The following is a 13,338-nucleotide window of genomic DNA, read 5'->3' on the forward strand; positions in this document are numbered from 1 at the left end:
TATGCCGCTGCGCCTCCTGTTCGTCTCCGATACGCACGTCCCCCACCGGGCCCGGAACCTTCCCTCCCAGGTATGGGCCGCCGTCGAGAGCGCCGATGTGGTGTTCCACGCCGGCGACTGGGTGACGGCCGGCCTGCTGGACGAATTCGAGTCCCGCAGCCGCCGGCTGATTGCCGTCTACGGCAACAACGATGGCCCGGAGCTTCGCAGTCGGCTGCCGGAAACCACGTCCGTGACCCTGGAGGGAGTGCGGTTCTCAATGGTGCACGAGACGGGCCCGGCCAAAGGCCGGGAGCAACGGTGCGAGGCCCTGTATCCGGACGCCGACGTCCTGGTCTTCGGACATAGCCACATCCCCTGGGACACGATCTGCCCGAAGGGCCTCCGCTTGCTGAACCCCGGCTCCCCTACCGACCGCCGGCGCCAGCCCGTCTGCACCTACCTCACGGCAAGCGTCGACGGCGGAGCGCTGGCGGATGTCCGGCTCGTGGAGGTCCACAAGGATTGATCGCGGCATCACAGCTAGTCCCGGACGACGCCGGAAGAGTCGTTCATCCTAGCGATCCCTCGGGTTTTCGTTCGGGTTCAGGCCCTTGACGTACGCGGCCTGGCCCGCGTGCTGGAGGCAATCGGCAATTGTGCTGATCAGCCGCACCCCGAGAGTGACGGGCGGGTCCCAGCGCGTGTCGACGATGCGGTCGAAGTCGCCGTCGCCGAGCGCCTCCACATACTCCACGGTCGGCCGGTGGACGGCGTCGTAGTACTCGAGCAACAGCTCCGGCGCGGCCTGCACTGCGTCGACCTGGCGGCTGGAATGGCCGTAGCCCGTGTCGCGTTTGGGCAACGGCAAGTCGAAGCGGCCGGCAAACCCCTGCGAGGTCCAGACCTGCTCCAGGCCCGCGGCGGAGGCGAGTTGCGCGTCCTCTACACGGCCGAGGTGCCAGATCAACCACGCGATCGAGTTTCCGGTGCCAGCGGGACGCCGGACCAGGGACTCGTGGCTGACCCCTTCCAGTGTGGCGGCCACGGTTTCACGGATCCGGCCGAAAGCGTCCAGCAGCAATTCGTTGGATTTCATCGAGTCTCCTCACGGTGCTTCATTCCAGAGTCCTCATGCTTGCATGAGAACCACACAACCGGACAGGGCCCTCGCACGCATCGATGCTAGTGACGAAGCTCTCACTCTCCGTGGACACCACCGCACTTCCCGTTTGTCCGGGCACTTCCGGACGCGGCGGCCGCTTCCGGGGCGAAGTCCTCGGCTTGATAGAATTATGCGGGCCCGGCGGCGTGATTTTGGGCTTAAAATTCGGATTTGTTGCCAGCCACTCCCGCTTGGCAGAATTTTTAGATTGGGTGCGGACGATGTCCCCGCCAGCTTTTGCGGAGGCTTCCGTGAAGATTCCATCCACCACAGGGAGCACCATGATTTCCGTAGGCCGGGTCTCGAAGAGCTACGGCTCCAGGTCGACGGCGGTCCGGGCACTTGACGACGTCTCGCTGTCCGTCGCCCGCGGCGAGATTTTCGGCGTCGTTGGCCAAAGCGGCGCCGGTAAGAGCACGCTGATCCGCACCATCAATTCCCTGGAGCGTCCGGACTCGGGAAGCGTCCTGGTCGACGGCCGCGAGATGACCACCCTGTCCGGCACAGAGTTGCGCGCTGCACGCCACAACATCGGCATGATCTTTCAGCACTTCAACCTTCTCAGCAGCAGGACTGTGCAGGCGAATGTGGAGCTCTCCCTCGAGATCACCGGCGCGGGACGCGAGGCGCGGCGGTACCGGGCACTCGAGATCCTCGAGCTGGTAGGCCTCCACGGCAAGGCCGGAGCCTACCCCGCGCAGCTGTCCGGCGGACAGAAACAGCGCGTGGGCATTGCCCGTGCGCTGGCGTCCAACCCAACAGTTCTGCTCAGCGACGAGGCGACGTCGGCACTGGACCCCGAAACGACGAGGCAAATTCTTGACCTGATCCGCCAGCTGAGCAAGGACCTGGGCCTGACCGTGCTGCTCATCACGCACGAAATGGATGTCGTGAAGAGAATCTGCGACTCGGCCGCCGTCATGAGCGGGGGGCGGATCCTGGAGCAGGGTCCCGTGGAACAGCTGCTGACAACGGAGAAGTCCCTGCTGGGCCAGGCCCTGTTCCAACTGGGGGAAATCCCGGAGACGTCCAACGCAATCGTGGAAATCACCTTTAACGGCGTCAAGACGGACCGTCCCGTGATCGCGCAGCTGGCGCGCAAGCACGGCATCGACGTCGGAATCCTGGGCGCCGCCGTTGAAACCATCCACGGACACCAGACAGGACGCACCAGGCTCGAGCTGCCCGGAGACGAACGGACCGTGGCCGGCGCCGTGGCCGATCTCCGTTCGCAGGGACTCTTCGTGGAGGTAATCAAGTGATCGACCGCAATGACCCCTACTTCTGGTCGGACCTCCTGGACACGATCCTGAAGGGCACGGGCGAGACCTTCTACACAGTGGGCCTGAGCCTGCTCTTCACGGTCGTTTTCGGCCTCGCGGCCGGGGTGCTCCTGGTGACCACCGAGTCCGGCGGCCTGCTGTCGAAGCTCTTCGGCAGCCGGGCGCTGGGACTCGTCGTCAACCGTGTGCTGGACCTCCTGGTGAACATCGGGCGCTCCATCCCGTTTATCATCCTCATGATCCTGCTCATTCCATTCACGCGGCTTCTGGTCGGATCCTTCATCGGACCCACCGCGGCCATTGTCCCGCTGACCATCGCCGGCATACCGTTCTTCGCCCGTTTGGTGGAGATCGGCATCCGCGAAGTGCCGGTGGGCCTCGTCGAGGCGGCCCAGTCGCTGGGCGCCACCCGGTGGACCATCCTGACCAAGGTCATGGTTGCCGAGGCGGTTCCGGCCCTTGCCCTCGGGCTATCCACCACCGTCGTCGGCCTCATCGGCTACTCCGCGATGGTCGGCGCCGTAGGCGGCGGCGGCCTCGGGGACGTTGCCTTCCGCTACGGCTACCAGCGGTACAGCCCCGAATACATGTTCGGCGTCGTTATCCTCCTGGTCCTGCTGGTGCAGGTGTTCCAATCCCTGGGCAACTTCGCGGCGCGGCGCCTGTCCCACCGGTAGCCACCGCCCCGTACCGCCCAATCCTTCCCCTCAACCCATCCCATTCTGCGAAAGAGTTCCAATGTTCCGTTTCCCAGTCCTGAAGGCCGCCGCAACCGGCGTGGCCGCAATCCTCGCCCTGTCCGCTTGCGGTGCCGGCTCCTCCACCAACTCCGCCGGAGCCACCGAGACCATCAAGGTGGGCGCCCTGGCCGTGCCGGCCGGGGACATGCTGAAGCATGTCCAGCGGGAGCTCGCCCCCAAGGAGGGCCTCACCGTGGAGTACAAGGAGTTCAGCGACTACAACACGCCGAACCCGGCCGTGAGCGACGGGGACATCGACGCCAACCTGTTCCAGAACACCACGTTCATGGAGACCTACAACAAGGCCTCCGGAAAGAACCTTGTCAGCGTGGGCAAGGTCTACCTCCCGCCGATGGCCCTGTACTCCAATGGCGTGGCCACCCTGGATGCACTGCCCGACGGCGCGTCCGTCGCCATCCCCAACGACCCCACCAATGAGTCCCGCGCCTTGAAGCTCCTCGCGTCCAAGGGGCTCATCGAAGTCACCGAGAACCCGATCACGCTCAAGGACGTCAAGGCGAACCCGAAGAACCTCAAGTTCACGGAGATCGAGAACGCCAGCCTGCCGCAGGCCCTCAACGACAAGGACGCGGCCATCGTGACGCTGGCCTTTGCCCTTCCCGCCGGCCTGAGTGCCGACAAGCAACTGCTGGTCGAGGGCAGCGACAGCGCCTACTACAACGTGCTGGCGGTCAAGGCCGAGATGAAGGACGATCCCCGCGTGCAGAAGCTCTACAAGATCCTGACCTCGCAAGAGATGAAGGATTTCATCCAGACCAAGTTCAAGGGCCTGGTGATCCCGGCCAGCTGACCAGGCCGGCCGGGGCACCGGAACGCAGGCGGGCAAGGCCCTCCAGCGCGTCGCGCACCACCTCGGCAACCGGGGCGGCGATATCGGTGACGACACCGGCTTCGTCCGGGCCGAGCGGCTCCAGCGTTGCCAGCTGCGATTCAAGCAGGGCCGCGGGCATGAAGTGGCCACTCCGGCCCTCCAGCCGGGAGCCCAGCACCTGCCTGCTGCCGTGCAGGTGCAGGAACACCGTGTCCGGCGCCTGGGCCCGGATGGCATCCCGGTAACTGCGCCGAAGCGCTGAACAGGCCAGGACCAGGCCGCCCGAACCGGCCGCGGCCAGTTCGCTGCCGACTATCGCGAGCCAGGGCCAGCGGTCATCGTCGGTCAACGGCGTGCCGGCTGCCATCTTGGCCACGTTCTCCACAGGGTGGAGGGAATCGCCGTCGAGGAAGCGGACACCCAGTTCGCGGGCCACGAGGTCGCCGATGGTGGTCTTGCCGCAGCCGGACACGCCCATGACGATCACACGGGGCGCCCGCACCGCAGCTGTTGCGGAAGCTGAGGGAGTCATCACCAGTCGTGAACCGTGCCGTCGACGAGGCGGTTGTAGGGCAGGTAGGCCTGCTGGTACGGGTAGGCCGCGGCGGCTTCCTCGTTGAACTCAACGCCGATGCCGGGCTTGTCCCCGGGGTGCAGGTAGCCGTCGACGAACGTCATCGACTGCTCGAAGACCTCATTGGTCTTGTCCGAGTGCTGCATGTACTCCTGGATCCCGTAGTTATGGATCGCCAGGCCCACGTGCAGCTGCGCGGCAAACCCCACCGGGGAAATATCCGTCGGCCCGTGGAAACCGGACTTGATCTGATACTGCGCGGCGAAGTCCATCACCTTCTTCAGCGGGCTGATCCCGCCGAAGTGCGTCGACGCCGCCCGGACATAATCAATCAGCTGTTCCTTGATGATCGTCTGGTAGTCGTACACCGTATTGAAGATCTCCCCGATCGCCAGCGGCGTGGTGGTGTGCTGCCGGACCAGCCGCAGCGCCTCCTGGTTCTCCGCCGGGGTGCAGTCCTCCAGCCAGAACAGGTCATACGGCTCCAGCGCCTTGCCCAGCTTCGCGGCCTGGATCGGCGTCATCCGGTGATGCCCGTCATGGAGCAGCGGCAGTTCCGGGCCGAACTCGTTCCGGACCGCCTCGAACACGCCCGGCAGGTGCCGCAGGTACGCCCGGGTGTCCCAGTCCTCCTCCAGCGGGAACGCCCCCCGCCCGGCCGGCTCATAGTCATACCGCTCCCCCGAGGCCTGCGCCTGCGCCGCGACCCCGTACACGGCCTTGATCCCCGGCACCGCGGTCTGGATCCGGATCGACTTGTACCCCAGCGCCAGGTGCTCCCGGACCGAATCGAACAACGACTCCAGGTCCGCGCCCGAGGCGTGCCCGTACGCCCGCAACCCGTTCCGCGACGCCCCGCCCAGCAGCTGGTACACCGGCATGTTCGCGAGCTTGCCCTTGATATCCCACAGCGCCATGTCCACCGCGGCGATCGCGGCCATCGTCACCGGCCCCCGCCGCCAGTACGAACTGCGGTACAGGAACTGCCAGGTGTCCTCGATCCGGTGCGGATCCTTCCCGATCAGCAACTGCGCAACGTGCTCCTTCAGGTACGCCGCAACCGCGAGCTCACGCCCGTTCAGCGTCGCATCGCCGATCCCGGTCACCCCGTCCTCGGTGGTGATCCGCAACGTCACGAAATTACGGGAGGGACTGGTCACAAAGACTTCCGCGGCAATGATTTTCACAACAGGTCCTTTCGGGGGGACTGGGTCAGGGTCAGTTGGTGGGCGCCGCGAGCGGCGTGGGTGAAGTGGCGGTTCCGGTACCGTCGGAGGATTGCCCGGCGGCGGGACCAGTGGGGTGGGGGCCGTCGCCGCGTTCGCGGCGGGCGGTGATCTCTTCGAGTATGCGGGCGTGCATCGCGTCCGTGAGCTTGTACTTGGACATCACCAGCACGGCCAGGATGGTCATGATGGCGGGCATGGCTCCGGCGGCTACCTGGATGCCGAAGACTGCGTCCGCGGTCTGCACGGCGCCGGACTTGTAGCCCCCCAGGGCCAAGGCATAGGCGGCGAGGGCTCCGCCGACTGCCTGTCCCGTCTTGCGGGTGAAGGAGAAGAGCGCGTAGGTGATGCCTTCGGTGCGAACACCGGTCTTCCATTCGCCGTACTCCACGGTGTCCGCTTCCAGTGCCCAGACCACGATGTTCACGGCCAGGACGCCCACAAGGCTGATCACCAGGCCGGTGAAACCGATCCAGACCTGGCTCGCCGGGGTCAGGAAAATGAGGGTTCCGCCGGCCACGGTCAGCAGGGACGAGAGGATGTACACGCGCTTCTTGCCGAACGAACGGACCAGCCTGGGCATGAAGGCGGCCAGCACGAAGGTCAGGACGAGTTGCGTGATGGACAGGACCGGATAGAGGTCCAGACGGCCCAGGACGTCGCGGAGGTAGTACAGCTGCACGGAGGTCAGGGCGAGGTAGCCGGTGAGGAAGAAGAAGGAGCTCAGGCAGAGCATCAGCAGCGGCTTGTTGCCCTTGAGGGTGTCCATGCTCTGCGTGAAGGTGACGTTGGGCACGGCGCGGTGCACCCGCTCCTTGGCCGTGAGCACGGTGAAGAAGTAGAGCGCCGCGCCGATAACGACGAAGACCAGCGTCACCGTGGTGAACGTGGACTGCAGGTCCGCGCCGGGCTTAATCAACGGGGCCACAAAGATGCCGAGGGCGGAACCGACCAGCAGGGCGCCGATCATCCGGGCGGAGCCGAGTTTGGCCCGCTCCCCCGGGTCCTGCGTCATGGCGCCGGCCAGCGAGCCGTACGGAATGTTCACCAGGCTGTAGGCGAGACCGAGCGCCGCGTACGTGACGTAGGCGTACAGCAGGGTGCCCGTCTCGCCGATCTGGGGCACGGAAAACGTTGCCACGCTGAGCAGGAGCAGCGGGATGGAACCGAACATGATGAACGGGCGGAACTTGCCGAAGCGCTTGCTGAAGGCACGGTCCACCACCCGGCCCGCGAACACATCGGCAAAGGCGTCGAAGATCCGGACCGCCAGCAGCAGCGTGCCGGCGGCGGCCGCGGAAATGCCGGCTACGTCCGTGTAGTAGACGAGCAGGAACATGGTGGCCGTGGTGAAGGCGAGGTTGTTGGCGGCGTCGCCGGCGCCGTAGCCGATGATGCTCAGATTGTTCAGCTTTTTCATGTGTGGGCTCCTTTACCCGGTGCCGGCCCCGCGGGGCCGGCGAAAACAATGGTGAAAACGCTAGTCGTTGTTGAGCTTCTTGTCGCTGCCGTTCTTGGTCCCCGCAAGCGCGGTCCAGCGCTGGCGCAGGGCGAAGGCGGCGGGCTTGGGGCGGCGGTCCCGGGTGAAGACGCCCTTCTTGTTGCCGTCCACGCGCATGATGCCGTTGGACGTCTGGAAGTCGGCGAAGTTCCAGACCTGCTCGCCCACCATGGCATCCACGCGGTCGAAGACGCGGTGGTACATGGCCAGGAACGCGGCCTGGTATTCCTCGCTCCAGGGCTGTTCATAGATGGAGTGCAGGCCCGGCATGGTGTCCGGTCCGTATTCGGTCATGATCATGGGCTTGCCGTATTTGGCTTCCCATTCCCGCAGTTCCTTCTCCAGGACCTGCTCGGCCGTTTCGAGGTCTCCGTTGTGCAGGTACCAGCCGTAATAGCGGTTGAGCATGATGACGTCGAAGAGGTCGCCGAGCACTTCCTTGTCCGGGGTGTCGAACATGACGTTGACGTAGCCCACGGGGCGGGTCGGGTCCAGCTGGCGGGTGAGTTCGGCCAGCGGCTGGAAGTACTCGCGGGCACCTTCCTCGGAACTGTTGGGTTCGTTGGCGATGGACCAGATGACCACCGACGGGTGGTTCTTGTCCCGCGCCACCAGCTCGGCGATGGCCTGCCGGTGGTTCTCGGCGGTTTTGGCGTCCACACCGCCGTCGACGTAGGTCTTCTTGGCGATGCCCCCGAACACGGCACCGAAGCCGAGGTGCAGCCCGACGGCGGCCGTCTCGTCGATCACCACAATCCCGTGCCGGTCGGCGAACTCCATGACCTCTTCGGCGTAAGGGTAGTGCGAGGTGCGGAACGAGTTGGCGCCCACCCAGTCCAGGAGTTGGAAGTCGTTGACCATCTGGGCGTTGCTGTGGCCCTTGCCGATTGCCACGTGGTCCTCGTGCATGCCGAAGCCGGTGAAGTAGAACGGCTCTCCGTTGATGAGGAATTCCTTGCCGCTGACCTCAACGGTCCGCACGCCCACCGGCAGCGTGTACGTGTCCAGCAGCTCGCCGCCGTCGTGGATTTCAGCCGTCAGGCGGTACAGGTACCCGGCGCCGGGCTTCCACAGGACGACGTCGTCAATCGCCAGGGCGCCGTCGGCGCCGTCGGCGGTTGCCACTTCGGTGCCGTGCGCATCGCGAAGGGAGACCTTGACGGTTTCGCTTCCGGTGCCGCCGGCGGTGGCGATGCGGTAATCCACTGTGCCGGTGGTGCCCTCGAAGCCGGTCGCGACCGTGATGTCATCAACGGTGACGGCAGGCGTGCTGTAGAGCCAGACGCTGCGGTGCAGTCCTGCGTAGTTGTAGAAATCGTGCAGGTAGCTTTGCTGGCGGCGGCCGTCGCCGGTGACCGTGATGCTGCCCGGCGGGATGGTGGCCTGGGTGAGCTCGTTGTTCACGGAGATGGTGAGGCGGAACGTCTGGCCCGCTTGAACGTGGTCCGTGATGTCTGCGCTGAACGGCATGTAGCCGCCGGTGTGCTGGGCGACGAGGACGCCGTCCACCCAGACCATGCCCTCGTGCGTGGCGGAATCGAGGCGGAGGTGGATGCGCTCCCCTGCCCAGCCGCGGGGTACCCGCACTTCACGCTGGTACCAGACGTAGCCGACATGGTCGCGGATGGCTTTGTCCGGGAAGACGTCGTTGTAGCTGGCCGGAACACCCATTTCGAGGCCGGTCGCCAGCGGCGCCTTGAACCATTCCTGCCGGTGGCCGGTTCGGTCGAAGTCGACCTTGAACCGGTAGATTCCGTCCAGGTTGACCATTTCGCGGGTTTCGCTGGCCTGGGGCTTAAGCATATTTTCGGGTCCTAACGCATCTTTGCGGCTGAGCCGGGAGGAAGAATTTGCGGCTGGGCCGCAGGGGGTTTTGCTTCTGGATGTAATGCTAGTCACTTGGCAATCATTTGGCAAGCGGTTGCCAAAGCCGCAATGATGTGCGGAGCGCTACCCGGAGACAGCCGGCCCCGGAAGCGTTCCGCACAAGTCTTCGATAAGCGAGACGACGGCGGCGTCCTCGCCGAGTCCGGGGCTCAGCAGGCCCAGCAGGGTGGCGATCCGCCGGGTGCCCGACAGGCTGTTGGCGACCCCGATCTCTGCGGCGAGGGGGTCGGCGAGTTCCGGCGCCGCGCCGGGGAAGTCCAGCCGGGTGTAGTCCAGCCAGGCGGAGATGAGCCGCGCTGCCGCCTCGCCTGACCGGCCCTTGGCCCGCTCGGCCTGCAGCACGGGAACGGCGCGCATCCGGAGCTTGGTGCTTCCGTCAACCGCGATCTGCGCGAGGTGGTGCGCGATGCGGGCGTTCCGGAAGCGGGCCAGGAGTTGCGCGCGGTACTCCGGGATCCGCAGGTCTGCGCGTTTCGGGTCCGCTGTTGCCAGGCTGGCGGCCGCTTCGTCCCAAAACTCCTCGACGGCCCGCAGGCACGCCGGGTCGGCCAACGCCTCTGCCACCGTCGCGTGGCCGCACAGCTGTCCGGCGTATGCCAGGAGCGAGTGGGCGCCGTTGAGGAGCCACAGCTTGCGGTTCTCGTAGGGTTCGATCTCGGCCACGAACATGGCGCCGGCGTCTTCCCAGCGCGGCCGGCCGGCCGGGAAGTCGCCGCTGAGCACCCAGTTCCGGAAGGGCTCCGCGACCACCGGGGACGAGTCGGAGTAACCGCAGGCGGCCTGGACCGCTGCGACGTCGGCCTCCGTGGTCCGCGGTGTGATGCGGTCCACGGACGTGCTGACGAAGCTGACGTTGGCATAGACCCAGGCCGCCAGGCCGGCATTCCACGCTGCGGCCAGGCCCAGCACCGCGCTGCGGGCAACGCTGCCGTTGTTCGCGAGGTTGTCGCAGCACACGACGGCGAGCGGGCCAGAGCCGGCCGCCTTCCGCGCAGCCAGGGCGAAGACCAGCCGGCCCAGCGGCGTCGTCGGCCTGCCGGCGGCTCCCGCGGCTCCGCCGTCGCCCGCTTCCAGCAGCGCGAGGTCTGCGACGACGTCGGGGGCGGCGCGGTCAAGCTGGCCGTGCGCGTCAAGGCGGTACGCGGCCTCGGTGATGGTCAGGGTGATAACGGCCGTCGCCGGAGCGGCGACCAGCTCGGCGAGGCGGTCCACATCGGCGCCGTCCACAGCCTCGACGATGCTGCCGACAACCTCGAACGAATCGCCGGCATCAGCGCGTTCGACCACGGTGTACAGGCCGTCCTGCTCGGCGAGGGCCAGCGCGGCGTCCGGCCGCCGGCCGGTGAAGGAGGCGATGCCCCAACCGGCGGCATCGCCTGCCCGCTGGGTGTACCAGGCCTGGTGCGAGCGGTGGAAGGCGCCCAGCCCCAGGTGGACAATCCTTACCGGGGCCTTGGCGGCCGACCGGATGGACCGGTTCAGACGGGGATGCGACACCGTTGCAGGCACCGCTGGCTCGCCCTGCTGCAGTTCGAGGCTCACAGCTTGAAAACCCTTCTCGGGGAGGAATCGACGACGTCGACGATGATCTCGTGCGCACGCTCTTCGCTGACCCGGTGCTCCGCCACCAGGCGGGCCAGGAAGGCCGCCTCGATCCGGCGGGAGGTGTCATGACGCGCGGGAATGGAGCAGAAGGCGCGGGTGTCGTCGATGAAACCCGACGACCTGGAGAATCCAGCGGTCTCAGTGACCGCCGCGCGGAAGCGGAGCATGGCATCCGGTGCGTCCAGGAACCACCACGGGGCGCCAAGGTACACGGACGGGTAGAAGCCGGCCAGCGGCGCGAGTTCGCGGGAGAACACGGTCTCGTCCAGGGTGAAGAGCACCAGATGGAAGTCCTTGGCCGTGCCGAAGTCCTGCAGCACGGGGCGGATGGCCTCCGTGTAGTTGACCGCGAAGGGGATGTCGTGCCCGGTGTCCGCGCCGTAGGCGTTGAACGTGGGCTCGTGATGGTTGCGGTAGGAACCCGGATGGATGGTCATCACCAGCCCGTCTTCGACCGACATCCGGGCCATCTGGTACATCATGTGGGCTTCGAAGTCGTCGCGGTCCTGGGCCGTGGCCTGTCCGCTGCGGGCGCGGTCGAAGAGCCTGGCCGCCTCGGCGGCGTCGAGTTTCAGCGTTGCCGGTGTGCGGACGCCGTGGTCCGCGGAGACAGCCCCGTGCTCCAAGAAATAGCGGCGCCGGTTCTCCAGGGCGGTGAGGTACGCGGCATAACCGGTGCCGCCGTCGCCGGCTGCCCCGATCAATCGCTCGACGTTCGCCTGCCACCGCGGGTGGGCGATGTCCAGGTACTGGTCCGGCCGGAACGTGGGCAGGACACGGCCGTGGAAGGTGGGGTCCTGGGCGATGGCCCTGTGGCTGGCCAAATCGTCCAGCGGATCATCCGTGGTGGCGAGGACCTCGATATTGAAGTCCTTGAACAGCTGGCGGGGCCGGAACCCGGGCTCCTGCAGCTTGGCGTTGATGGCGTCATAGGTGGCGTCCGCGGTCTCGGCACTGAGCTCGTGGTGGAGGCCGAACACGGTTTCGAACTGGTGGCGGAGCCAGTACCCGGACGCTGTTCCTTCGAACAGCGGCCACGCGGCACAGAACTCGCGCCACACGCTGCGGGACCCGGGCGCCGCATCGGAGGAGGCGCGCAGCCGGCCCAGCGGCACCCCGCTGGCGTGGATCAGGCGGGTGACGTAGTGGTCCGGACTGACCAGCAGCGCGGCGGGATCCGGAAACGGGGTGTCCTGTTCAAGAACGGCAGCATCAACGTGGCCGTGCGGCGAAAGAATGGGGAGGTCCTGTACCCGCTCCAGCAGCGCGCGGGCAATCCTGCGCGTTCCGGGATCCGTGGGGAGGAGCCGGTCGGGGTGGGCGGCAATCGACTGTGACATACGTCAATGATCAGGCGCCTCATTGGTCATTGTCAACCGGTTGCCAAAAATTGCCATTCAGTTTGCCGGAAGCAGCCGTCCGCTGGATCCGCGCAGCACCAGTTCAGTGTCCACCCGGACAATCGCGGCCACCTGCTCCGCGCCGTGCAGCACGTTGAGCAGGAGCGTGGCGGCTTCCGTGCCGCAGGCGGTCATCGGTGAGCGCACGGTGGTAAGCGGCGGCGTGGTGAAGTCCGCGCCGAAGATGTCGTCGAAGCCCACAATGCTGATCCGGTCCGGAACCACCACTGCGGCGGCCTGCAGTTCCTGCATCAGTCCGATGGCCAGGAGGTCGTTGTAGGTGATCACGGCCGTGGCGCCGCTGGCGACGACATCGCGCGCGGCCTGCCGGCCGCCGTCGACCGTTGGCTTCACGGACTCAAGCCGGACGGCCTCCAACCTGGACCATTCGCAGGCCGCCTGGACGCCCTCCCACCGGCGGCCGGACATCCACGACCGTTGCGGGCCGGCCACGTACGCGATCCTGGAGTGTCCGTTGGCCGCGAGGCTGCGGACTGCTTCGCCGATGCCCTTGTTGACCTCGGGAACGACGCAGGGAACGCCGTCAACCTCGCGGTTGATGACCACCACCGGCTTTTCCCGAGCGAGCTCGCGGATCCGGTCGTCGTCCATTCGCGGGCTGGCCAGGATCAGGCCGTCCACCGTGGCCATCATCCGCCGGGCCGCGGTGAGTTCCGTTTCCGCGGATTCGGCGGATTCGGCGAGCATCAGGGTGTAGTTCCGGGCGGTGGCTGTTGATTCCGCGCCGCGGATGATGCCGAAGAACGTGGGGTTGGTGATGTCCGCGACGATCAGCCCAAGGGTGCTGGTCCGGCCGGTGGGCAGGGCACGCGCGAACGGGTTGACGTGGTAATTGAGTTCGGCGGCCGCGTCCTCGATCAGTTTCTGCGTCTTGGCGCTGACCCGGCCGGGCTTGCTGAGCGCCCGGGACACCGTGGACGGGTTCACGCCGGCAAGCTTGGCGATGTCGTAGATGGTGGCGCTCGGCTTTCCGTCCCGGCTGGACTTCCTGGCAGCAGCGGTTGTTGCGGCAACTTCTGGCTTTGCGGGTTCGGTCACTGCCCCATCGTACATAGCTACTGCGGGAATGCGGGCAGGCCAGCCGGTTGCCAACGGCCCCGGCCGTCCTGCCTCCACCAAGCGCTC

12 protein-coding genes are annotated in these 13,338 nt (G+C 66.5%); 4 read left to right on the plus strand and 8 right to left on the minus strand.

Features of this window, described 5'->3' with window-relative positions; translation table 11 throughout:
- The first annotated feature begins 1 nt into the window (after position 1).
- Complete coding sequence (locus OM977_RS11075) at positions 2 to 508, plus strand: metallophosphoesterase family protein (RefSeq protein ID WP_264354023.1); 507 nt, start codon at positions 2 to 4, stop codon at positions 506 to 508.
- A gap of 48 nt (positions 509 to 556) precedes the next feature.
- Here the strand turns inward: OM977_RS11075 and OM977_RS11080 are convergent, their stop codons facing one another.
- Positions 557 to 1,078: a mycothiol transferase gene (locus OM977_RS11080; RefSeq protein WP_264354024.1), complete on the minus strand. Its 522-nt coding sequence runs from the start codon at positions 1,076 to 1,078 to the stop codon at positions 557 to 559.
- 317 nt (positions 1,079 to 1,395) lie between these two features.
- On the opposite strand from OM977_RS11080, the gene OM977_RS11085 reads away from it, so the two are divergent.
- The 3 genes from OM977_RS11085 to OM977_RS11095 all read left to right on the plus strand — a co-directional run bounded on the left by OM977_RS11085 (position 1,396) and on the right by OM977_RS11095 (position 3,978).
- The gene (locus tag OM977_RS11085; protein ID WP_270102943.1) at positions 1,396 to 2,406 is read left to right on the plus strand and encodes a methionine ABC transporter ATP-binding protein; all 1,011 of its coding nucleotides are present in this window, start codon (positions 1,396 to 1,398) and stop codon (positions 2,404 to 2,406) included.
- Positions 2,403 to 3,104 carry a methionine ABC transporter permease gene (locus OM977_RS11090; RefSeq protein ID WP_264354025.1) on the plus strand — a complete coding sequence of 234 codons (702 nt, stop codon included), beginning with the start codon at positions 2,403 to 2,405 and terminating at the stop codon, positions 3,102 to 3,104. The genes OM977_RS11085 and OM977_RS11090 overlap by 4 nt, the downstream gene beginning before the upstream one ends.
- Before the next feature lie 61 nt (positions 3,105 to 3,165).
- The gene (locus OM977_RS11095; RefSeq protein WP_264354026.1) at positions 3,166 to 3,978 is read left to right on the plus strand and encodes a MetQ/NlpA family ABC transporter substrate-binding protein; all 813 of its coding nucleotides are present in this window, start codon (positions 3,166 to 3,168) and stop codon (positions 3,976 to 3,978) included.
- On the opposite strand, the gene OM977_RS11100 is transcribed toward OM977_RS11095, so the two are convergent.
- From OM977_RS11100 to OM977_RS11130, 7 genes are all read right to left on the minus strand, one after another.
- Positions 3,950 to 4,531, minus strand: a complete 582-nt coding sequence (locus OM977_RS11100) for a gluconokinase (protein WP_264354027.1) — start codon at positions 4,529 to 4,531, stop codon at positions 3,950 to 3,952. The two genes, OM977_RS11095 and OM977_RS11100, sit on opposite strands and share 29 nt — an antisense overlap.
- On the minus strand, positions 4,531 to 5,760 hold the full coding sequence (gene manD / locus OM977_RS11105; RefSeq protein ID WP_264354028.1) for a D-mannonate dehydratase ManD: 1,230 nt from the start codon (positions 5,758 to 5,760) through the stop codon (positions 4,531 to 4,533). The genes OM977_RS11100 and manD overlap by 1 nt, the downstream gene beginning before the upstream one ends.
- 31 nt (positions 5,761 to 5,791) lie before the next feature.
- Positions 5,792 to 7,219, minus strand: a complete 1,428-nt coding sequence (gene uidB / locus OM977_RS11110) for a glucuronide transporter (RefSeq protein ID WP_264354029.1) — start codon at positions 7,217 to 7,219, stop codon at positions 5,792 to 5,794.
- 60 nt (positions 7,220 to 7,279) lie between these two features.
- Entirely contained in the window at positions 7,280 to 9,103 is a 1,824-nt protein-coding gene (gene uidA / locus OM977_RS11115; protein ID WP_264354030.1) for a beta-glucuronidase, read from the minus strand.
- A 147-nt stretch (positions 9,104 to 9,250) separates the two neighbouring features.
- Complete coding sequence (locus tag OM977_RS11120; RefSeq protein WP_264354031.1) at positions 9,251 to 10,729, minus strand: mannitol dehydrogenase family protein; 1,479 nt, start codon at positions 10,727 to 10,729, stop codon at positions 9,251 to 9,253.
- The gene (uxaC, locus tag OM977_RS11125; RefSeq protein WP_264354032.1) at positions 10,726 to 12,132 is read right to left on the minus strand and encodes a glucuronate isomerase; all 1,407 of its coding nucleotides are present in this window, start codon (positions 12,130 to 12,132) and stop codon (positions 10,726 to 10,728) included. The genes OM977_RS11120 and uxaC overlap by 4 nt, the downstream gene beginning before the upstream one ends.
- A gap of 57 nt (positions 12,133 to 12,189) precedes the next feature.
- On the minus strand, positions 12,190 to 13,251 hold the full coding sequence (locus OM977_RS11130) for a LacI family DNA-binding transcriptional regulator (protein ID WP_264354033.1): 1,062 nt from the start codon (positions 13,249 to 13,251) through the stop codon (positions 12,190 to 12,192).
- Positions 13,252 to 13,338 lie beyond the last annotated feature (87 nt).

The organism is Pseudarthrobacter sp. MM222 (assembly GCF_947090775.1).
Lineage (GTDB): Bacteria > Actinomycetota > Actinomycetes > Actinomycetales > Micrococcaceae > Arthrobacter.

Excerpts from the sequence above, each read along its gene's own strand:
- uxaC (WP_264354032.1), bottom strand. The coding sequence starts at position 12,132 with ATGTCACAGTCGATTGCCGCCCACCCCGACCGGCTCCTCCCCACGGAT.
- OM977_RS11100 (WP_264354027.1), bottom strand. The coding sequence starts at position 4,531 with ATGACTCCCTCAGCTTCCGCAACAGCTGCGGTGCGGGCGCCCCGTGTG.
- uidB (WP_264354029.1), bottom strand. The coding sequence starts at position 7,219 with ATGAAAAAGCTGAACAATCTGAGCATCATCGGCTACGGCGCCGGCGAC.
- uidA (WP_264354030.1), bottom strand. The coding sequence starts at position 9,103 with ATGCTTAAGCCCCAGGCCAGCGAAACCCGCGAAATGGTCAACCTGGAC.
- OM977_RS11080 (WP_264354024.1), bottom strand. The coding sequence starts at position 1,078 with ATGAAATCCAACGAATTGCTGCTGGACGCTTTCGGCCGGATCCGTGAA.
- OM977_RS11095 (WP_264354026.1), top strand. The coding sequence starts at position 3,166 with ATGTTCCGTTTCCCAGTCCTGAAGGCCGCCGCAACCGGCGTGGCCGCA.
- OM977_RS11075 (WP_264354023.1), top strand. The coding sequence starts at position 2 with ATGCCGCTGCGCCTCCTGTTCGTCTCCGATACGCACGTCCCCCACCGG.